Annotated in this window: 23 protein-coding genes and 1 pseudogene; 15 read left to right on the top strand and 9 right to left on the bottom strand. The window is 49.9% G+C overall.

The features are described 5' to 3' along the window. Positions 1-39: 39 nt before the first annotated feature. Genes B7L70_RS05760 through purE form a run of 5 tightly spaced genes read right to left on the bottom strand, consistent with a single transcriptional unit; the run spans position 40 to position 3,748 of the window. Positions 40-471, bottom strand: coding sequence for a DUF86 domain-containing protein (locus tag B7L70_RS05760; protein ID WP_081226936.1), 432 nt, complete (start codon positions 469-471; stop codon positions 40-42). Then, positions 464-949, bottom strand: a complete 486-nt coding sequence (locus B7L70_RS05755) for a nucleotidyltransferase domain-containing protein (protein WP_081226935.1) — start codon at positions 947-949, stop codon at positions 464-466. The genes B7L70_RS05760 and B7L70_RS05755 overlap by 8 nt, the downstream gene beginning before the upstream one ends. 32 nt (positions 950-981) lie before the next feature. Then, a complete protein-coding gene (gene cobT, locus B7L70_RS05750) occupies positions 982-2,070 on the bottom strand; it encodes a nicotinate mononucleotide-dependent phosphoribosyltransferase CobT (protein WP_081226934.1) in 1,089 nt (362 codons plus the stop codon). Positions 2,071-2,127: 57 nt separating this feature from the next. Next, positions 2,128-3,264, bottom strand: coding sequence for a 5-(carboxyamino)imidazole ribonucleotide synthase (locus tag B7L70_RS05745; protein WP_081226933.1), 1,137 nt, complete (start codon positions 3,262-3,264; stop codon positions 2,128-2,130). Continuing rightward, positions 3,257-3,748: a 5-(carboxyamino)imidazole ribonucleotide mutase gene (gene purE / locus B7L70_RS05740; RefSeq protein ID WP_081226932.1), complete on the bottom strand. Its 492-nt coding sequence runs from the start codon at positions 3,746-3,748 to the stop codon at positions 3,257-3,259. Before purE ends, B7L70_RS05745 begins: the two co-directional genes overlap by 8 nt. Before the next feature lie 97 nt (positions 3,749-3,845). Between purE and purL the strand changes: the two genes are divergently transcribed. From purL to purM, 4 genes are read left to right on the top strand one after another with little or no spacing between them, the layout of a single operon-like run. Next, positions 3,846-6,014, top strand: coding sequence for a phosphoribosylformylglycinamidine synthase subunit PurL (purL, locus tag B7L70_RS05735; RefSeq protein ID WP_081226931.1), 2,169 nt, complete (start codon positions 3,846-3,848; stop codon positions 6,012-6,014). Beyond that, positions 6,014-7,324: an amidophosphoribosyltransferase gene (locus tag B7L70_RS05730; protein ID WP_081226930.1), complete on the top strand. Its 1,311-nt coding sequence runs from the start codon at positions 6,014-6,016 to the stop codon at positions 7,322-7,324. Before purL ends, B7L70_RS05730 begins: the two co-directional genes overlap by 1 nt. A gap of 5 nt (positions 7,325-7,329) precedes the next feature. Beyond that, positions 7,330-8,550 carry a phosphoribosyltransferase family protein gene (locus B7L70_RS05725; protein ID WP_081226942.1) on the top strand — a complete coding sequence of 407 codons (1,221 nt, stop codon included), beginning with the start codon at positions 7,330-7,332 and terminating at the stop codon, positions 8,548-8,550. Position 8,551: 1 nt separating this feature from the next. Then, complete coding sequence (gene purM, locus B7L70_RS05720) at positions 8,552-9,559, top strand: phosphoribosylformylglycinamidine cyclo-ligase (RefSeq protein ID WP_081226929.1); 1,008 nt, start codon at positions 8,552-8,554, stop codon at positions 9,557-9,559. On the opposite strand, the gene purC is transcribed toward purM, so the two are convergent. Further along, entirely contained in the window at positions 9,549-10,253 is a 705-nt protein-coding gene (gene purC / locus B7L70_RS05715) for a phosphoribosylaminoimidazolesuccinocarboxamide synthase (protein ID WP_081226928.1), read from the bottom strand. The two genes, purM and purC, sit on opposite strands and share 11 nt — an antisense overlap. Positions 10,254-10,377: 124 nt before the next feature. Here purC and purD point away from each other — a divergent pair, with 124 nt between their 5' ends. The 5 genes from purD (at position 10,378) to B7L70_RS05690 (ending at position 14,492) form a co-directional block, all read left to right on the top strand. Beyond that, entirely contained in the window at positions 10,378-11,829 is a 1,452-nt protein-coding gene (gene purD / locus B7L70_RS05710) for a phosphoribosylamine--glycine ligase (RefSeq protein ID WP_238376124.1), read from the top strand. An 89-nt stretch (positions 11,830-11,918) separates the two neighbouring features. Beyond that, positions 11,919-12,212, top strand: coding sequence for a phosphoribosylformylglycinamidine synthase subunit PurS (locus B7L70_RS05705; protein WP_081226926.1), 294 nt, complete (start codon positions 11,919-11,921; stop codon positions 12,210-12,212). Next, positions 12,193-12,861 (top strand): phosphoribosylformylglycinamidine synthase subunit PurQ, encoded by a 669-nt coding sequence (gene purQ / locus B7L70_RS05700; protein ID WP_081226925.1) that lies wholly within the window; start codon positions 12,193-12,195, stop codon positions 12,859-12,861. The genes B7L70_RS05705 and purQ overlap by 20 nt, the downstream gene beginning before the upstream one ends. A gap of 2 nt (positions 12,862-12,863) precedes the next feature. Then, complete coding sequence (purT, locus tag B7L70_RS05695; protein WP_081226941.1) at positions 12,864-14,066, top strand: formate-dependent phosphoribosylglycinamide formyltransferase; 1,203 nt, start codon at positions 12,864-12,866, stop codon at positions 14,064-14,066. Positions 14,067-14,129: 63 nt separating this feature from the next. Beyond that, a complete protein-coding gene (locus B7L70_RS05690) occupies positions 14,130-14,492 on the top strand; it encodes an aspartyl protease family protein (protein WP_081226924.1) in 363 nt (120 codons plus the stop codon). Here B7L70_RS05690 and B7L70_RS05685 read toward each other — a convergent pair. Further along, on the bottom strand, positions 14,482-15,441 hold the full coding sequence (locus B7L70_RS05685; RefSeq protein WP_081226923.1) for a hypothetical protein: 960 nt from the start codon (positions 15,439-15,441) through the stop codon (positions 14,482-14,484). The genes B7L70_RS05690 and B7L70_RS05685 overlap by 11 nt on opposite strands. A gap of 68 nt (positions 15,442-15,509) precedes the next feature. On the opposite strand from B7L70_RS05685, the gene B7L70_RS05680 reads away from it, so the two are divergent. The 4 genes from B7L70_RS05680 to B7L70_RS05665 are packed head-to-tail and all read left to right on the top strand — an operon-like array spanning position 15,510 to position 19,296. Further along, complete coding sequence (locus B7L70_RS05680) at positions 15,510-16,274, top strand: adenosylcobinamide amidohydrolase (RefSeq protein WP_081226922.1); 765 nt, start codon at positions 15,510-15,512, stop codon at positions 16,272-16,274. Positions 16,275-16,321: 47 nt separating this feature from the next. Further along, positions 16,322-17,455: an ABC transporter substrate-binding protein gene (locus B7L70_RS05675; protein WP_162009111.1), complete on the top strand. Its 1,134-nt coding sequence runs from the start codon at positions 16,322-16,324 to the stop codon at positions 17,453-17,455. 4 nt (positions 17,456-17,459) lie between these two features. Beyond that, positions 17,460-18,551: an iron ABC transporter permease gene (locus B7L70_RS05670; RefSeq protein WP_162009110.1), complete on the top strand. Its 1,092-nt coding sequence runs from the start codon at positions 17,460-17,462 to the stop codon at positions 18,549-18,551. Next, on the top strand, positions 18,541-19,296 hold the full coding sequence (locus B7L70_RS05665) for an ABC transporter ATP-binding protein (RefSeq protein WP_081226919.1): 756 nt from the start codon (positions 18,541-18,543) through the stop codon (positions 19,294-19,296). The genes B7L70_RS05670 and B7L70_RS05665 overlap by 11 nt, the downstream gene beginning before the upstream one ends. A gap of 54 nt (positions 19,297-19,350) precedes the next feature. On the opposite strand, the gene B7L70_RS05660 is transcribed toward B7L70_RS05665, so the two are convergent. Further along, positions 19,351-19,758 (bottom strand): hypothetical protein, encoded by a 408-nt coding sequence (locus B7L70_RS05660; protein WP_101940241.1) that lies wholly within the window; start codon positions 19,756-19,758, stop codon positions 19,351-19,353. Next, positions 19,730-19,906 carry a hypothetical protein gene (locus B7L70_RS13340; RefSeq protein ID WP_162009109.1) on the bottom strand — a complete coding sequence of 59 codons (177 nt, stop codon included), beginning with the start codon at positions 19,904-19,906 and terminating at the stop codon, positions 19,730-19,732. Before B7L70_RS13340 ends, B7L70_RS05660 begins: the two co-directional genes overlap by 29 nt. A gap of 318 nt (positions 19,907-20,224) precedes the next feature. On the opposite strand from B7L70_RS13340, the gene B7L70_RS05655 reads away from it, so the two are divergent. Continuing rightward, positions 20,225-20,407 carry a cobaltochelatase subunit CobN gene (locus B7L70_RS05655; RefSeq protein ID WP_081226917.1) on the top strand — a complete coding sequence of 61 codons (183 nt, stop codon included), beginning with the start codon at positions 20,225-20,227 and terminating at the stop codon, positions 20,405-20,407. Positions 20,408-20,743: 336 nt separating this feature from the next. Next, positions 20,744-21,083 (top strand): annotated as a pseudogene (locus tag B7L70_RS05650) (hypothetical protein); the annotation flags it as partial.

The following is a 21,083-nucleotide window of genomic DNA, read 5'->3' as shown; positions in this document are numbered from 1 at the left end:
TATTAATCACGTGGTTTTCGTGTTTGATCTCGCGCTTGATTAACAATCTATTCCGCGGGACAGTGAGAATTCATAAAGTCTCAAGGCAATCCTAAGCATGTCGGTGTATAGCGAGTGTTCGAGTATTTTACGCAATAAATCCAGGGAAACCTCTGAGTACTGATGAACAACCACGTTACTGAAACCTATCATCCTACGAAACACATCAGCCTCACCACTACTTAATGCGTCAACCTCGGAGAGTAGGGATGGGATTTCCGAGTAAGTTGACGGTGGCTTATACGGGTATTGGGATAGTATTATTGAACCTATATCTATGAGAGCCTGAATACTAGTCTGCAACATGTGTAACACCGCGTTGAGTAATACGTAGTCATTAATCAAGTCATCAACGCCATGCCTCTCTACGAGGTTCTTCACGGTCTCCACATTACGCTTGATAAGCGACACTAAATCACTAATCCTACCCATAGGCTATCCTCCTCAAAGCCCCTAGATACCTCTCCCCAAGCCTATTAACCCTATTGAAGACCTGGAAATCCGCATATTCACTGAACACCTTTACAAACTCCCTAACGTACTCATCCCAATCACTTATGTATATCGGCACCCCCCTCACCACCGCATCGAACCTAAGCCCAATGGGTAGGTCACCTACGTTCAACACCACCACGTCAATTTTATCCTCAACAACCCCCAACTCCATCGCCGCATCGATTATGAATGGTGGTAATACATAAACTAGGTTCTCGGGATTCCCCACTTCAACGCCAATATCGATATCGCTCAATTGCGTAAACCTACCGCGAACTAAGGAGCCGAAGAGCGTTACGAGCCTGAATTTATCCTGATACTTACGTAGAATAAGCACCCTAAGCCTACTAGCTATATTCAGGCAATACTCATCGCATCCACGTATCTTCGCTACTTCAGCTAAGTCATTAACCACGCTTTACCGCCATGCAGCGAATTTATTAGGTTTCACATACCCTGCACCCTAAGCGTTTTCAGTAATTCCTCGTAGTCCCTCAATATCGCCATCTTGACCCTGCCCAGGTCAAAGCCCATTATTGATGCAGCAACCAACGAGCCGCCTGCGCCAACCCCCTCCTTAACGAAGCCCTCCTCAAACGCCTTTAAGCCCTCGTAGGGCATATCGTCAAAATTTAGGTTTGAGGATGCCACGGGTATTGGGCGAATCTCCTTAACGAGCCCTACCAAATCCGCCGATTTATCATTAATTAACCACCTGGTCGTGGCTATGGCGAGCCTCGACAGCGCGGACTTATCGAAGGCCTTTATGAAGGCTAGTACGGCGCCCATCTGCGTACCCCCAGCCAGTATTACGTGGGACCCGGCCCTAGCTGCCCCAATGGCTATTGAGGCCATGGCAGGTATCACGGGATCGCCGACCTTCGAGGCCGCGAGAATTGGGTCGTCAAGGGCCTTTGAAACACCCGACCTCTCCAGCGCCCTCTTTACAACGCTTATTTTCAACTCCCTAGGATTAGTCGGTGAGGCGCTCGACATTTTGTGCCAAGCATCATAACCCATAGCCACTAGGAACGCCATAGCGGTGGTTGTGCCGGCGGGTATTGACTCGCCAATAATTAAAGCCTTAAACGACCTACCCAGGTTCTCACCAAGCACCAATCCATTATCAACCATTCTCTCAACAACATCCCTCCTAAGGGCATCGCTTTTGATTATGTCGAGGCCAGGTTCACCCTGTAAATCCACATGCGGTATCAACGGCTTGATGCGTGAGCCAGCATTAACAACGAGCACGCCTGCATTGATGAGCCTAAGCGCGGCTCTCGTGATGAGTGCCGGCGTGGGCTTACCGTCGGGGGTCATTGGTACAGTATTGATCACTCTACACCTACCGAGCAGTAGGTATTCGGCGTCTGCGGCGGGCGTAAAATGCGTTAGTTCGGGTTTTGCTCCGGCTATTGTGATGCCGGGGATTAGGCTTACGTCGGTTGTGCCTATTGTTAGGGTAAAGATGAAGCCCTGTTTGATGGCATTAATGAAGGGCTCGAAATCCCCTAGGTGGATGGTGTATTCCATAACCGAGTCTGGTTAGGTATCCTATTAATAAGCATTTCACAGTAAGGTGGGGCTATTTCACATGTCTGGCTTGGGCCATGGTGATTTTAGTATTTTCTCGGCTTCCTCACCGTATATTATGTTCATTACATCAAAGACCCTCCTTCTCACCTCGCCTATTGAGTTGGCTATTATGTTAACGTGCCCCATCTTTCTCCTGGGCCTCACCTCAGCCTTATTGTACCACCAAATCTTAGTGCCCGGTATTGACAGTATCCTGTTTGCCATGTCCTCATTCCATGGTTTACCGAGTATGTTAACAATGGCTGAGGGTCTCAGTAACTCTGTATCACCAAGCGGGTAATCTAGTATGGCCCTCACGTGGTTTTCAAACTGGCTCGTGATGGACCCAAGCAGTGTCCAGTGGCCCGTATTGTGGACCCTGGGTGCGAACTCATTTATCAACACATCACCACCTCTAGTCACGAAGAATTCCACGGCTAGGACACCCACGTAATTTAATGCCTCAGCTAACTGCTTAGCTAGTCTCAACGCCTTAGTTTCCACCTCATCTGGCACCTGGGCTGGTGCGATGCTGTATATTAAAATGCCCTCATGATTGTAATTCTCAATGGCCGGGTAGAACCTGACCTCACCGCTTGCTGACCTGGCGAGGACCACCGATATCTCTTTACTGAACCTCACAAATTCATCCACGAGAAGCGGGTATTGATTTGGGACCTCACTTAACTCCTTAGGATTACCAGTGTAGTATTGCCCCTTCCCATCATAGGCACCGTAGGGGACCTTAACCACACACTTCCCAAATCGCTCCACAGCTGACTCAAGCTCGCTCCTGGAATTAACAACCGCGAATCTAGGCGTCGGCAACCCAACCTCCCTAAGGAATTCCCTCTCCCTTATCTTGCTCTGTTTTACCAGGACTGAGGTTAGGTTTGGCCTTAGCTTCCCGAGTTCATGCGCCATGGCTAGGGCCTTTGGACTCACATGCTCGAACTCGAACGTCACAACATCGCTACTTGACACTAACTCCTGCCAGTGGTCGCCCACGAATGCCTTATCCGCAACCCTGAGGGCTGGTGCATCCTCATGCTCATCATGCACGTAGAACCTGACGCCCAGCTTTCTACCCTCAATTATCATCATAAGCCCCAGCTGTCCACCACCCAGGATCCCCAGGGTCTTGCTAGGCATCCTCCAACACCGTCCTCATTACCTCACTCCTCATTGAATCCATTAACTCAACAACCCTCTGCTTAAACTCGGGGTATTTGATGCCGAGTATCCTGGCTGCAAGCAACGCTGCGTTCCTGGCCCCATTTATGGCTACGGTAGCCACTGGTGTTCCGTACGGCATCTGGACTATGGATAGTAGGGAATCAATACCATTCAACTGTCTAGACATTATGGGGACGCCTATGACGGGCAACGGCGTGAGCGAGGCGGTCATTCCCGGCAGGTGGGCTGCGCCTCCGGCCCCCGCTATTATGACCTCGAGACCCCTATTCACAGCAGTTTTTGCGTACTCAAACATCAGCTCAGGGGTTCTGTGGGCGGAGACAACCCGCACCTCGTATGGTATACCGAGCCTCTTTAACTCATCCACCGCATCCCTCATGACATCCCAGTCATTTTTACTACCCATTATCACACCAACCAGGGCTTTGCCCCTAGACATTGTGGTATTGTTTAAAGAAAAGCTTTAAAAATTTGTCTCTATATGATAACGTAATGCAGGAGATATTATTAAAACAAATGTTTAAACAGGTGATGAAATGACGCTTAAGGATTACGAACTCGACATAATTAGGAGCGCATTGGGTAGGGAGCCGAGTAGGGCTGAGTTTATGATCTTCGAGGCCGAGTGGAGCGAGCACTGCTCCTACAAAAGCAGTAGGAGGTGGTTGAGGGAGCTACCCACGGAGTCAAGCCACGTCGTTAGGGGGCCAGGTCTCGACGCACCCCTAATTAAGGTTGGTGACGTCTTTGTATCCTTCAAGATAGAGAGCCATAACCACCCATCCGCCGTGGATCCATACGATGGGGCTGCCACGGGGGTTGGGGGCATTGTTAGGGATATCCTAACCACGGGCTTAAGGCCAATAGCATTACTAAACAACCTACACTTCGGCAACCCAAGTGATAACCACTCGCTCTGGATCGCCAGAAACGTTGTCAGGGGGATATCGGACTACGGAAATAGGATTGGGGTTCCCGTCGTTGGGGGCGAGGTTTGGTTCGACGAATCATTTAGCAGAAACCCAATAGTACTCGTAACATGCGTTGGCGTTGGCACCGAGGAACAGGTTGTGTGGGGTGAGGCTGGTCCTGGCGATGTCGTGTTAGTGATCGGTAATGACACAGGTAGGGATGGGATGCTAGGTAGCGCCTTTGCATCGAAAACGCTGGGTGAGACTGATGAAATATCCGCGGTACAGGTTGGTAATCCACTACTTGAGAAATTATTGATAGATGCAATAACCGAACTAGCCCAGAGGAGGCTTGTAAAGGTCGTTAAGGATGTCGGTGGCGGTGGCCTAGCCACGGCATTAAGCGAGTTGGCATCGCAATTTAACCTAGGCATTAGGGTCTACCTGGACAGGGTTAGGCTTAGGGATAAACTAAGCCCTGAGGAGATCCTAGCCTCGGAATCCCAGGAGAGGATGGTGGTGGTTATTGATCCTAAACGTTTGGATGATGTGAAATCGCTACTTGAGGGTTACGGTATAGGCTATGACATAATCGGTGAATTAACGGGGAATGGGCGATTCGAGGCGTTTTATAAGGGCGAGAAAATCGTGGATTTACCCGTGAAGTTAATCACCAATGCTCCTGAGACGAACTACGAATATTCCGAACCAACCTGGCTCAGGGGGCTTTGGGAAATCCCACCATTACCGCAGGTACCGTTTAAGGACGCACTAGGGAGAGTACTTGCAAGCCCCAATGTGGCTTCTAAGGAACCCATCTACACACTTTATGATCACGAGGTTGGTGTCAGGACGGTCATTAAACCAGGCCAAGCCGGGGCGGCTGTCCTAAGGCTTCTGGAGGAGGATGGTGGTGATGGTAAGCTGGGTATTGCTATAAAGGCTGACGCAAACCCCAGGTACTCATTCCTGGATCCGTACGTGGGGACCGCGAACTCGCTGGCTAAGGCGTATAGGAACGTGGTCTCCGTGGGCGGTAGACCCATAGCTGCCGCGGACTCCATAAACGTGGGGAACCCAGAGGTCCCCGATAGGTACTGGTACTTCGTCATGTCTGTCAAGGGCTTGGCGTGGATGTCGAGGTCATTAAAGATCCCAATAGTTGGTGGTAAGGTGAGCTTCTATAACGAGGACTCGATCACGAATACCGTGATAAAGCCTGTCGTCACAGTCGTAGTGCTTGGAGTGTTAAATGATGTTGGTAAGAGCGTTGGTGGTGGATTAAAGGGGGGTGGTTCACTCATTGTTATTGGCTTAACGGACAATGAGTTGGGAGGCTCTGAGTACCTATATAGGGTTCATGGTTTAGTTAGGGGTCAACCACCGAGACCTAGGCCTGAGGAGGAGTTGCGTAACGCCGAGGCTGTGCTTAGGCTAATCGAGTATGGGTTAGTGGATTCATGCATGGATGTGGGGCTTGGAGGTCTCGCAACGACACTGCTGAAGATGTCCGCGATTGGTGGGGCGGGCTTTAGTGCCGACTTAGCAAAGATCCCTGGCAGCGCCATTGATCCAGTGACAGTGGCATTTTCGGAATCCAATGCCAGGTACATAATCGAGACACGGGATACTGATAAAGTAGTGAGCATCCTTAGGGAGATGGGTGTGCCCCATGCGGTGATCGGCTCATCAGAGGGCAGTTCGGCTAGGTTTCTGTGGAGGGGTGATGAATTGGCAGAACTAGGATTAGGTGAGGTGTTGAGGGATTACTCATCCCTATGGGGTGTATTTTAATGTGCGGTATATGGGCATTCATGGGCTTGGGGTCCCCGAGTTACGTAGTAAGGATGGCGCCATGGCACATGCATAGGGGTCAGGAGGGTGTGTCATACGTCTGCAGCGTTGGTGGTGCTTTGATAAAGCTCGATAACGTGAACAACCTGGCATCTACATTATGCCTAGGCCACGCCAGGTACTCAACAAGCGGTCCTTACAATGTGGAGCTCCAGCCCATAGTACTGGGTGACATGGCCTTGGTCTTTAACGGCACCATAGCAAATTACAGGGAATTGGCCAGGATAATGAGGGGTGAGGGACTTGAGGTCGCTAACGAGCATTATGACGCCTGGGTCTTGGCAATGTACCTGAGGTACCTATTGACTAAGCATGGGGTTGAGGGTGCCATTAGGAGGTTATTCATGACCGTCAAGGGTGGCTACGCAATAATTGCGATATGGAAAGGGCAACTACTGCTGATTAGGGATCCCTGGGGGATAAGGCCGTTGAGCGTTGGCTTTAACGAAGATGGTATTGCCGCTGCCTCGGAAACAAGCGCCCTTGAGGTGCTGGGTTTTAAGTGGCGTGAGCTGGAGCCTGGTAGGGCTGTTGTTCTTAACTCCAGGGGTGACGTTAGTGAGTATGGGGATGAGTTTGGGAACGGTAAAAGAGCTTACTGCGCCCTTGAGTACATCTACTTCATGAGACCTGACTCCTACTTCAATGGGATAAGTGTTTACAATGTTAGGCAGAGGCTCGGTTTATCACTGGCCAGGAAGGAGCCTATTAAGGACATCGACGTAGTGGCCCCAATACCTGAGTCAGCAAGGATCGCCGCCCAGAGCTACGCAAAAGCCTTGGGTAGGCCCATGGAGGATTTGGTAGTGAAGAATAGGTTCCTCGGTAGGAACTTCATCAAGCCGCCCATGGAGAGGAATGGGGAGCTTTATGGGATTGTTAGGGAGGGGGTTAGGGATAAATCGCTCGCTTTAATTGACGACTCGATAATTAGGGGCGACACACTCAGGTCATTAATACCGAGGTTGAGGAGGTATGGTGCACGTGCAATCCATGTGAGGGTCTCCTCACCACCGATTAGGTACCCATGCTTCATGGGTATGGACTTCCCAACACGTCGTGAGTTGATAGCCCATGGTAGAACCATTGATGGTGTCAGGGAAATACTTGGTGCCAACTCACTAATTTACTTAACAGTTGATGAGTTGTTGTGGTCAATAGGCGTTGATGAGGTTTGCACAGCATGCTTTACGGGCAACTACCCATTTGACGTGAACATTGATGAGTTGGAGAGGGATTTCACCAGGTGATGCGCATGGGCACGGCAGGTTTACTGGGGGTTCTGTCATTCCACGAGGGTTGGGACATAGGTGGTGTCATCAGGTATGGATTATCAGCATTGAGGCATAGGGGTGAGGTGTATTTGGTCTCCGTGCTATCAAACGAGGGATTATTAACCAAGAGGCTGGATGATGTTAAGGACATCGATGTTAATGGATGGGCCGGCATCGCCTGCTCTGCAACGGATGACTCGGTATTTGGTGTCATTAAATGCGGTAATGTTGATGTGGCGTATTGTTACGAGGGGCAGGAAATTAATGAAGGGGAGATATGCGATATAGTCCTTAACGGGAAAGCCCCAGGTAAGAGCTTAGTATTGTTGGCGTTGACAAGTAATGGGCACCTGGTTGGCTATAGATCGGTTGATGGGCGTAGAGCCCTATCCCTAGGCGCTTACGGCTTTGACCTGGCGCACATGTCAAATGAAACCGCGGCGATAAGCGCAGCTGGCGGTGCCGTCAGAACCCCTGTAAGGCCTGGCTCCATAATCGACATTTCTAGGTACGTGGTGAGGGAGTTGAGGGCTGTTAATAGTGATGAGGATCCCAAGCTGTGTTCCCTGGAGTTTATCTACATGAGTAGGGCTGATTCCGAGATCGATGGTCATTCTGTCTATGCCTTTAGGAAGGCCCTGGCCCAGAGGTTGGCGGCCAGGTTGAGGGGGCGTATTGCCGATAGTACTGATTTAGTGGTTGGTGTACCTGACACCGGGACGCTCTATGCATTAAAGGTTGGTGAGGCGTTGGGTAAGCCCGTGGAGTTGGCGTTAATGAATGTCGAGAGGCGCAGGTCCGCAATCATGGATGAAATCACGACTAGGCGGTCAATAATACACCTAAAGGTGAATCCCATAATCAAGGAGCTTAGGGGCAGGAGGGTCCTGCTAATCGATGATTCATTACTGAGTGGTTTAACGATTAAGGAGGTATCACAGATATTAAGGCATAGGGCTGGGGTTAGGGAGGTTCACGTGGGTATCGCAAGCCCGAGGATAGCCAGGGCATGCCCATACGGCGTCACCATGCCGCCAACGAGGACGTTACTGGCGAGGGTGTTCCGTGAGGATAAAGAGCTGATCAAGGTCCTGGAGGTGGATTCAATAACCTGGGCCTCCATTGATGACCTAACTAATACAGCGAGGGATGTCGGAATCACTGGGGAATTATGTATGGAGTGCTTCCGGGGCGGTGATTAACGTGGGCTGGACATACAAGAGGGCTGGGGTCGACCTTGACCTACATCACGAGATGCACAGTTACGCCATTAAGTCGATAAGGCAGTTAGCGAATAAACTAGGCGTTAGGATTAATGAGGGGGCCTTCACGAGGTTTCTGGACCTAAATGGTTTTGGCCTTACGCTTCATGTGGATGGGGTGGGTACGAAGTCACTGATAGCGTGGGCAACACGCAGGTTTAGGGTGCTGGGTTGGGACTGCGTAATTGGTAATACAAACGATATTGCCTGCGATAATGCCAAACCACTGGCCGTAGTTGATTACATAGCGTTGAGGGATAACGATGTCGATGCGGTTAGGGGCGTAATTGATGGGGTCCTCGAAGCATTGAGCAGAGTCGGAGCAGTACTGCTTGGCGGTGAGTCTGCAATAATGCCTGACCTGGTCAATGGGATTGATGTGGTGTGCGCCGTCCTCGGAATTAGGAATGGGCCTACGGAGGATGTTCGCGTGGGCGACGTGGTTGTTGGGGTCTCATCAGGTGGTCTCCACATGAATGGGTACACACTGGCACGTAAGGTATTACTGAGCAGGTACAAACTCGATGTCCAGGTGTGCGGTGAGGAACTTGCCGACGCCTTGCTTAAACCCACGGCTGATTACGGCAAGTTACTCCTTGAGTTATATAGTTCACGCCTAATTAGAAAAGCCGTGCATATAACGGGCGGTGCCTTCACAAAGTTAAGGAGGGTTTTGGGGCCCGGCCAGGGTCTTTACCTTGAGGCGCCCGAGCCGCCCTGCTTATTTCAGGAAATTCAGAGGGTTGGTGGTGTGGGTTGGGATGAAATGTACCGGGTATTCAACATGGGTGTTGGGTTAGCCCTCTTCGTAAACCCCGAACATGTCGAGGAGGTCCTCAAGGTAATTAATCGCTGGAGCATCAATTCCTGGATCCTTGGTAGGGTTGTTGAGGATGAAGGGGGTGTTTTGAGGATTAGGCTATGGAATGGCTTGGAGGTTAGGATTTAACTCCAAGCAGGGCATTTAATTCAGCATATGCTTTAACAAGGTCCATCGCCGAGGCACCCTTCCTAAATAATTCCTTATCCAGGTGTTTGCCATTCCTTAGTATCCTCATTGTATCACCGCTCATCTCATCAGCCAACAGCAACCTACCGCTCCCATCAAAACCGAACTCGAGTTTGAAGTCAACAAGAATGAGGCCGCGCGTGCTTAGTAAATTCGTTAATAAGTCATTTACCCTGAGTGACGTATTTATGATCTCCTGTAACTCCTCCCTAGTTAATAGGCCTGCCTCGGTTATATCATCCATGGTCAGTAATGGGTCGTGAAGCTCATCACTCTTTAGATGGAACTCCACCAGTGGTTTTGAGAACCTGGTTAGGGGTTTTACCATGGGCATCCTCTTAAGGAACGAGCCATACGCGTAATTCCTAACGATAACCTCTATCGGCACCATCCTCAGGGCCCTAACGGTTATCCTCCTATCACCATCCCAATCAATGAAGTGGGTCCTAACGCCATTACCCTCCAGGTAACTCATGAAGAATGCCGTCTGAGCAGCCGCCAACCTGCCCTTACCTATAGCCACCTCCTTCCTCAACCCATCGAATGCCGTGACCTCGTCCTTAAACTCCATGACAAGCCTCTCATTATTGAGCCTGTACACCCTCTTGGCCTTGCCCTCGTAAATTAACTCCACATGGTAAGGTTACCCCTAGGTAATTTATAAGTTTTATTATTTATTTAAACAATATACGTGAAGATTAGGTTTATAAACTCCGTAAATTATTTAAATGATTGTGATAAAAAGCAAGGTGTTAATTGTGGGAGATGGTGCACGCGAGCACGCAATTGCGTTAAAACTCTTAGAGAGTCCTCATGAGCCGAGGATCTATGCCTTAATGGCACATAGGAATCCAGGTATTGAGAGGGTTTCCAGGCGGAGCGGTGGTTGGGTGGTCATTGATAAGTTGAACGTTAACGGCATCACAAGGGCAATAAACGAGGTAAACCCAGACATCGTGATTATTGGGCCTGAGGAACCCCAATTCGCCGGTGTTGCCGATAGGGCCCTTGAGATGGGGGTGCCCACCTTCGGTGTACCCCGCAGGTTAGCCATGATTGAGCAGAGTAAGGCATTCGCGAGAGAGTTGATGTGGAAGTATAAAATACCGGGTAGACTAGCCTTCAGGGCGTTTAGGGATGCGAGGGATGCGGCGGAGTATATTAAAAACGCTGGCTCCGTTGCCATAAAACCCGCAAGACAGGCCGGCGGTAAGGGTGTCCGCGTCTTCTGGGAAAACCTAGCCTACCTCAGGGATGCCATGGGCACGGCCAAGGCATCGCAAGTCCTTGATGCCGCAAGGTCCGTCTCTAAATACGGCGATATTGAGGATTTGATAATAATTGAGGAGGCAGTAACTGGGGTTGAGTATACAGTACAGGTCATAACTGACGGTTACAGCGTTATTGCGCTACCGCCGATCCAGGACCACCCACACGCCTTTGATTACGACATGGGGCCTGAGTGTGGTGGTATGGGGAGTATCGTGGGGCCAGGACCTAGGCTGCCATTCCTACTTGGTGATGAGTATTGGGAGAGTGTCGATATTGTCAAGAGGACGATAGAGGCATTGCAGAGGGAGGTTGGTGGTAGGTACGTTGGCGTCCTCTCGGGCCAGTTCATGCTTACGACTTACGGACCAACACTAATCGAGTACTACAGCAGGTTCGGAGACCCGGAGGTCACAAACGCCCTAGCCCTCCTTGAGGCTGACCTGTTGGAGTTGGTGGAGGCTGCGGTTGAGGGTAGGTTATCCAGCGTTAAGTACGGTTTTAGGGATGGTGTTGTGGCTATAACAAAGGCCGTGGCGCCCCTGGGCTACCCACACAATAGGGATTTGGCAGTTAATAGGACGGTGATCATGAACGAGGACGCAATAACCAAGCTAGGTTGCATCGTATTTTACAGCTCCGTTGAGGAGGTTAACGGTGTTTATAGGACGCTGGGCTCAAGGGCTGTGGAGATCATGGCGCTTGGAAGTACATACCAGGAAACGTATGATAGGGTTGAAGGATGCGTATCCCAGGTCTCGTCACCAGATTGGCAATTATTCCATAGGGTGGACATCGGAAGCCCCGAGCTTATAAATAGGAGGATTTCCGAGGCCGAGCTCGTTAGGCAGGTTTACATGTGGAGGCGCTCCCACGGGCTTGGTAGGGTCAGGGTTGATTGGGTGCCTGGCAGGGAACCCATTGTGCATGATTACTCGTGATCATATACCGTATTTAATTAATTATTTAAATAATGACCATAAATATTTCGGGGTAACTTTTATAAAATTTTTAATTATTCACTTAAACAATGGGGACGAAGGAGGTTGTGAATAGGAGGTACTTGGTTCATGTCGCCATTGTACTGAGGGGTTCCAGGGATCCCGAGGGTGAGACTATACTTAAGGATGTTATCGTAGCCTCAGGCTTCAACGGTGTATTTAAGGTACGTAGTGGTAAGTACCTAGGCTTCACGGTTTCTGCTGCGAATTCTGAGGAGGCCGCAAAGATTGTGTCCGGTTTATGCTATAGGCTTAGGATCTACAACCCAACGGTTCACGAATTACTTGTGTTGGGTGTTGAGGATGAGGGTTGCGGTGATTAGGTTCCCAGGGACCAACGGTGACTTAGACGTGGCCCATGTATTGAATAGGGTTATAGGCTTGAGGGCTGATGTGGTGTGGCATGGGGAATTTAAGGATGAGGGTTACGATGCGGCCGTGGTGCCAGGTGGCTTCAGCTATGGTGATTGGCTCAGGGCTGGCGCCATAGCCGCAAGAAGCCCTGCACTAAGGGTGATTAGGGAGATGGCTGATGAGGGCAAGCCCATCCTTGGTATATGCAATGGGTTCCAGATACTCGTGGAATCAGGGCTGTTACCGGGCGCGTTACTTCCTAACGACCCACCAAGGTTCATAGCCAAGTGGGTCAGGGTTAAGGTCCTCAATGTAAAGACCCCATTCACCACGGCGTATGGAGAGGGTGAGGTGGTTTCGATGCCAATAGCCCATGGCGAGGGCAGATATTACATCGACAACCCAGCGGAGGTGAATACGGCGTTTTCATACCACGGTGAGAATCCCAACGGGTCAATAAACAACATTGCGGGTGTTGCCAATAAGGATGGAAATGTCGTGGGATTAATGCCCCATCCAGAGAGGGCTTCCGAGGATATCTTAGTACCCAGGGGCCATAGTAAGGGTGGTTTGAAGCTATGGCTCAGCCTTAAGGAGAGCCTAACAAGGGGGTGGTGAGGGTGGAGTTCGGCACACCACTGATGGAGGGCGCCAGGAGGATCCTCCTGCTGGGTAGTGGTGAGTTGGGGAAGGAGATGGCAATTGAGTCGCAGAGACTTGGTGTTGAGGTTGTGGCTGTGGATAGGTACGATATGGCACCAGCAATGCACGTCGCCCATAGGAGGTACGTGATAAACATGATGGATGGCAAGGCAATTAAGGCGATAGTGAGGAGGGAGGTCCCCGACGCCGTTATTGCGGAGATCGAGGCCATAAACACAGACGCCCTCGTGGAACTTGAGGAGGAGGGGTTCAGGGTGGTACCAAACGCCCGTGCGGTTAAGGTGTGCATGAACAGGGTAGAGCTGAGGAGGTTAGCTGCCGAGAAGCTGGGACTACCAACGACTAAGTATTACGTGGCTGAGTCACCCAGTGATGTGGAGAGGGCCTGCAAGGACCTGGGCTACCCATGCTTAATAAAGCCGGAGATGAGCTCGAGTGGACATGGCCATGTTATCATTAAGAGTAGGGATGGGGTTGAGGAGGGGTTTAGGCGCGCCGTTGAGCATGCGAGGGGGGCGAGTAGGAAGGTGATTGTTGAGGAGTTCGTGGAGATAGATAGGGAGTTCACGGCACTGACGTATAGGCATAGGGTTGGGAACAGCATCGAGACGAGGACCCTAACCCCAATTGAACATCAAAGGCCCAAGGGAGTCTTCCACTACGTGGAGTCCTGGCACCCACCGACAGCTAATGAGTCTGTGTTGAAGACCGCTAAGGAAATGGCGATCAAGGTTGTGGATGAGCTGGGTGGGCTCGGCATCTACGGCGTGGAACTGATACTAACGAGGGATGGTAGGCTATTATTCAGCGAAGTTGCGCCGAGACCGCATGATACCGGGCTTGTGACGCTGGTGAGCACGGACATAAATGAATTCCAAATACATGTCAGGGCAGCACTGGGGTTCCAAATACCCGAGGTCAAGCTCGTAACCCCAGCAGCATCGCATGTAATAATTGCCGATAACGAGGGCTACGCACCGAGGTTCATAGGCATTGAGGAGGCCCTGGCAATACCAGGCGTTCAGGTTAGGCTCTTCGGTAAACCAAGCACGTATAGGGGTAGGAGGATGGGCGTGGTCCTCGCCGTCGGCGATACGGTCAATGAGGCCAGGGAGAGGGCGAGGCTCGCGGCGTCTAAGATTAAAGTAATTACTCATTAAAACATTAAAAACATTAAAATTAAAAATAATTTTATTAATTCAATGCATGCATTATGAGTGACTATGAGCCTTGTGTACGTGGATGGCGTGGTCAAGCACGATGGAAAAAGCATTAGGGTTAGGTTCCTAGTCGACTCGGGCGCTATGTACACGGTGTTGACCAGGAGTGTTTGGGAGGAGCTGGGGCTAAAGCCGATGGGGGAAATGGAGTTTGTACTGGCCGATGGTACCGTGATTAGGAGAGCGATCTCCGAGGCCTTACTTGAATTGCCGGGCTATGGCAAGAGGCATACGCCCGTGGTTCTCGGTGAGAGTGAGGATGAGAACCTGCTCGGTGTCGTCACCCTGGAGATATTCGGCTTAGTGCTCGACCCATTTAGGAGGGAGTTGAGGCCGGCGAGGGGTTTGATGAAGGCTATGCGTTAAAAACCATTAGTAGGGTTATTATAACCGTCAGGGATACGGCGTCCGCGAGGGCTTGGGCCACCGCAATCTTAACAGCAAGCTTAGGCGGGTAAATCGATAGGTAGAACGGAAGCGAGTGCCGCATTAGGCCTATCGTTAAACCATTAATTGTACTACCCAGGAGCAACGCAATCAATAAGAACTTAAGGCTTAACTGCCCATGCCCAAAAAGCGAGGCGGCCACGAAGTAGGAGACTGATGGCGAGGCAATGGCCGTGCTCAACACGGTAATCGAGGCAGGGCTTAAAAAGTAGGACAGGGCCCCAGCATTCACGATTAAATAATGCCCAAGTGCTGTGAACACACCGAAGTACTCGAGGAGTAGGACGGTAATAATGACAATGAGGAACCTGGGCAGGACCCTCAACGTCACCCTCAAGCTCCGTGTAAAACATGGCTTAAGGCGATTGCCCGACCCATGATTACTCATAAGGGACGGCCCAACCTGGGCGTTAACTATGCGGATACCCCTAACCCTACCATATGCCAGGCCAATCACGGTGTTGAGCACGTACTTAATGTAAAGTAATGCTAAGTAGATCAACCCTATGGGGCCAAGTGCGGCGAGGGCTATGGGTCCCACGTGCAGCAATGCACCCACAGCCCTGAGGTACCCGCTAGCCAGTACGTAAAAAACCACGGCATCCTCACTTAGCAAGCCCCTGGAGTAGTAGTCATAGATGATCATGTGCTCAGCCCTGTAGGCATTAACCATGGCTGAGGCAACGGCAGGAAACACAAAGTCAGGGAGACCCGCAGGTCTCAGTAAAGCCTTAACCGCAGGTCCAGCCCTCCTCAAAAGCCCATACTCATTCAACAAGCACGCCAGAAACAAACCCGCCATGGATGAGACTAGGAACAAGGCAACGTAAATCGCTGCATCCAGGATAAGCGACGCCACACCACCCATTAAGAGGCACTTCGGCTTGAATTATAAAAGGATTATCTTTATAAGTAGGATTTGTATCCTACTTATAAATGCCAAGCATTCTGTTAAATAAAACTAAGGTGATTTGGTCGAGAGATGGAATTTTGGCGCGTATATATTATCAGGAATATCGAGGACTCACCGTGAAGACGCTAGTAATTGAGTTACCAGGGAGAACCCAGGCACTGAGCACAATGGATGGTTTCAGGGAGATATCCTTCGCATGCAATAATTATGCACCGCCTCAATTATGGAAGTGGCTCCATGAGCCGGGCAATAGGGAGACCTACCTCAGGGAGTTACTAAAAGAGCTAGGGCTTCGTCTCGAGGATGGCGCCTGCCTAAGCACCGGCGTCGACATGGATAACGTAGTCGTTAAAACCATGGAACACTCAGGGCTCTGGGTCACATCCTTCGCGACCGCAGGCGTCAAGACAAACGCTATGAGGGCAGGTCTTGATGAGGCGCAATGCGTTGAGGAGGCCGGAAAATTCACGTGTAGGGATAGGGAGGGCACAATAAACATAATACTACTGACCAACGCGAAGTTGACGGCAGGCGCCATGGCTAGGGCCCTAATAACAATAACGGAGGCAAAAGTAGCCGCGCTCCAAGACCTAGACGTAAGAAGCAGCTACAACCCGAAGGTACAGGCAACGGGGACCGGGACCGACAATGCAGTAATAATTTCAGGTTGGGGACCATTAATAACATACACAGGCAGGCACTCAAAGATCGGCGAGTTAATGGCGAAGACCGTATACGAAGCCGTTAAGGAAGCCATAATTAAGAGCAGCGAAAGCCCTGATTTTTAAATTCCGTATAAGGAAATGCTTATAAATAGGATATGCATCCTACCTCGATGCATAGGCAGGAGTTACGTGGACTGTCACGGACTCAATTGGTGGTTGCCACGGTTTTAGTGTTAGTACTCGCCGCAGCCGCGGTATATCTCATAATCCACCATAAGCCCAAGGCCCCAACAAGCGCTCCAGCAACCACCAGCGTTAATGAATTAAGCACATACTCCTCGCCAAATTTCGTAATGTACCCCGTAAATGCAAACACAATAATTATCAATAACTACGGCGAGAACATCACATTGAGTATACCGGTGAAGAGGATCGTGGCCATGAATACGGTGGCCCTCCAGGTATTAATAGACATAGGCGCTAGTAACTACGTTGTCGGCGTTGAGGGTTACGCAACGGAGCTCCCATGGTTATTTGGAAACTATAGTAACTTACCGGCGGTGAGCTCCGGCATGTGGTCAGTCAATTACGAGGAAATAGTTAATCTAAAACCGGACATCGTGATAACCTGGAGTTATATATTACCGCAGGTTAGGCAGAAGCTACAGGCCCTCAATATACCGGCCATTGCATGGGGACCCACGGACAACCTTACATCACTTATATACTTCCTTGGGTTAATAACAAACCATACAGACAAAGCAATGCAATTGATCAATTGGTTAAGTGGTTTAAAGCAGGAACTTAAGACGTACCAGTCGCAGATAAATCAACACCCAAGGGCCTACATAATTTTTGCCTGGGATTACTCACCCTGGCTCGTGGCAGGTAATGGTTCTGACCCATATAGGGTAACCGTGTTGGCTGGATTACAGCCGTGCTTCAATAAATCAATGCAGGTACAGCCCGAGTCCGTTTTACAATGCAACCCAAGTGTCATAATAGTCACCACGTGGGACCTAAACCCACACTCCCCCAACGCAACAACGTACTGCGAGGGCATCATAAACTCCGTGAGGAGTAACCCAGTGTTTAATCAAACGGCAGCCGTTAAGGAGGGCCACATAATAGTCATACCTGGGTACCTAACTGAGGGACCCCCTGGCTACATCACCGCCCTATACATAGATAGCGTGTTGTGGCCTAATGTGGTGAGGGTTAACGCCACGGAGCTCCTCAATCAGTACTTTAGTAAGTTCTTAATAACGGCCGAGCCGGGAGGGACTTGGTTCTGCAGTGGGTGATTTTGTGACCGTAACAATAATAATAAAGAAGCCCAGGCCTGAAATCGAAAGGACGCTTAGGTCTGTGGTGTTAAATATAGTACTCGCCTTGTTAGTGCCCCTTTTATTCGCCTTAGATGTGGTGACCGGCACATATAAGTTACCCATTGCCTGGGTCTACGAGGCATTAATCAATGCGATAGTCCCAATTTTTAAGTTACCGACCGACGCAACCCTCGTGGTACTCCACTTAAGGCTTCCCGAGGCTGTATCAGCCATAATCCTAGGCGCCTCGTTAGCGTCGGCCGGCGCGGTCCTCCAGTCAGTGCTTAGGAATTACCTGGCGTCCACATATACGTTGGGCGTCTCCGCAGCCGCGAGCTTCGGCGCCGCCCTAGCCATAGTGCTAGGCTTCGGAGGCTTTGTGATTAAGTACTACGTACCTGTGATCACGTCACCCTACCTTATAATACCCATGGCATTCCTCTTCTCATCCCTAGCGGCGCTTATGGTATACGCATTGGCGTACCTTAAGGGGGCTACGCCCAGTGTAATAATACTCGCTGGCGTTGCGGTGATGTTCATGTTCTCCATGGGAACCTCAATGCTTCAGTACTTCGCCGGCAACCCCGACGCCACCCACGCCATAGCAATGTGGATGCTTGGTAGCTTAGAAAACGTTAGGCTAAGCTACCTACCCTACATGGCCCTATCACTGCTACCAATAATTTATTACTTGGTGGTTTCAGCAAAGATAGACGCGATTGGGTTGGGTGATGATGTCGCCCATAGTCTCGGTGTTAACGTTAGGGGGCTTAGGCTAACGTTGATTTTATTAACGGCGTTCCAGGCGGCCGCGGTGGTTAGCTTTGTCGGTATTGTGGGCTTCGTGGACTTAGTCATACCGAACATCTCGAGGCTGATTGTCGGCAATAATAACGCTAGGTTGATCACAACATCGACAATCATGGGCGCAGATGTAACGTTAGCCGCAGACATAATATCGAGGGCCCTGGTACCACCGTACGTAATACCGATAGGGATAATACTGTCACTGATTGGCGCACCCTACCTACTGCTCATGGTTATTACGAGGGGTGGTGGGTATGGTCCTTGAGGTTAAATCCCTCGATTGTGGTTACGGGAGGGGGCCCGTGATTAGGGGTGTAGATTTAATAGTCGATGATGGCGAGGTTACGGCATTAATGGGCCCCATAGGCGCTGGTAAGTCCACATTGATTAAGTGCATGCTGGGCGTTGCCAGGAGGTTCAGAGGCTGCGTATGCGTTGATGGTAAGGCATCCACGGCGATGAGTCATAGGGAATGGGCTAGGTTAATAGCATACGTCCCACAGATACCGGAGAGGCCATATGCCATCAGGGTCCTGGACGTAGTTTTACTCGGTAGGCTGCCTCACATGGGGCTTAGGCCAAGTAGGAGGGATTATGAGGTGGCATACGAAATCCTTGAGGAACTCGGTATCTCACACCTGAGCAACAGGTACATTCATGAGTTAAGCGGTGGTCAATACCAACTAGTGCAGATCGCGAGGGCATTGGCACAGGAGCCGAGGGTTTTACTCCTAGATGAACCCGTGACAAACCTGGATTTGAAGCACCAGGTTTTAGTGCTCGAGACATTACGGAAGATCGCCAGGGAGAGAGGCATATCAATACTTATGTCCCTCCACGACATAAACCTGGCACTTAAGTACTCAGATAGGTTGGTGTTCATGAAGGACGGCAAAGTAGTGGCCTACGGCCTCTCACCCTCGACGCTGGGGCCATCAATAATTAAGGAGGTTTATGGCGTCGACACGAAGGTTGTGTGGGTTGATGGAGGACCTAGGGTAATAATTTAATTTCGTACGTATTTGCAGAAATTGAATCAAAATCACCAGTATTGAGGTTTCTCGCTATACCTCACCTTGTCTGGGGGTCGTCGATAAACCTCCATTTCCTGAGCCGATCGCCAGGAGGACTATGCCGAACTCCTCAGCCAACTTATCGCTTATCAAAACCTCCTCCTCAGTAGATGATATCAATACATCAGCGAGTTTAGGACCAACCTCCCTATCGCCAGTAATAACCCAGGCATACAAAGCCTCCCTAACAAGGAACACCCTCACCGGACCACCCGCGGTCCCAACCTCGATTATGCTCGACATGGGCGGTGGAGGGTAGAGCGAGAGCTGCCTAGCCAACGACGTGGGTATGAGGAGCTGCGGACTCTCGGCCTCAAAGCTGCTGTTGACAAGGGCGGAGGTCTCGATAACCTCTTGCGAGGTTTTAGACCTAAGCCTTAGCCTCACCCTCACGGCCATACCTCCACCTCAGGGGATACACATGCCCTAACCTACCCCTCCTCAACCTATATATATGCCCTATCCTCACCCTCCTACCGGTCTCGGTAATAACCCTGCCTCCCTGAGATACTGTCTGGTCCGCGTTCCTCTGTTTTATGTACGACATTACAAAATATATTATTGCTTTTAAAATAATATTAATTTTTATTGGTATTATCAATGATAAACCATGTCCGTAAGGTCACGCAATCTCAGTATATGCGTTGGTGTAAGACGCACATTATATTTTGTAACTACGTATGTAAAAATAATTCATGGGTTTGGTTCCAAAATCTGAGGTGGGACGCGGCAGATTGCTGCGGTTATTAATGAGAGAAAAAAAAGGTCGGGGTCCCCCGAGAATTTTAGAACTACGCTGAGAGCAGCGAGACTATCGGAGATCCGGTGTAAAGGGAGGATTCCTGCTTAAGGATTAGGTTTGAGTGTGCATATTGAGCCTAATGCTAATGGTGCTTTAACTCGCGGTAAGATCGAGGTTCTTCCAACGGGGAGGAGCTTCTTTGCTGTAGACCCAACATTAACATCCACGAAGGCGGCCTGGGAGATTGGCGTTAAAATGACTGAGCATTTGCTTGAGAGGGTGCAGGGCTTTTTAGTAGGTACCTAGGGTTCGTGGGGCAAGTACTGTGGAACAAACCTTTACGGGTAGTGCACAGCAAAGTTTGCGCCTGACGAGGTTTGCAACCAACTTGCGAAGAAGTACGTTGTAGAATTGAAAGAGTAGCTTAAGGAGAATAATAGGTTTGCATTTGCACTAGAAGAGGTTGCTAAAGATGTATAGAAAGGGGTAATACCAAGCAAATAGTGATTCTCAACTTCAAATTCTCCGCTCTAAACTCAATGGTGTTTTAGGAGCGAGATTAGTAAGGTAAGGAGAGGCCGGCATTGAAATAAAAACATTAAAAACATTTTTATAAGTAACAATACCTAAGGTAATATAGTTATGGAGATTGGGTTCCTTATCGGCTTCATCAGCGTTATAGTCACGGTTATTGCGTCTATAGCTAGCTTGGCCTATTGGCTGGGGAGGAAATTCGCTGAGATAAATTATGAGTTTAGATTATTTAAAAACGCCTTTCTGCAATTCAACGAGCTCCTACTCACATTTCTTCATCAAAGAAATGTTTTAGGCGATACCGAGGTGTCGGGTTTAAAGGCGGTTTTAAGGGCTTTACTGCCTCCCACAAAGTCCAAATACTACACGAGGGAGGTTTATGAAAGGCTTGTTAAGCTTCTCGATAAAGACACTAAGGAGTATACCATGGAGGATGTGGAGGCATTTA

Source organism: Vulcanisaeta sp. EB80, from assembly GCF_002078205.2.
This window is presented reverse-complemented; position numbering and strand designations above follow the sequence as displayed.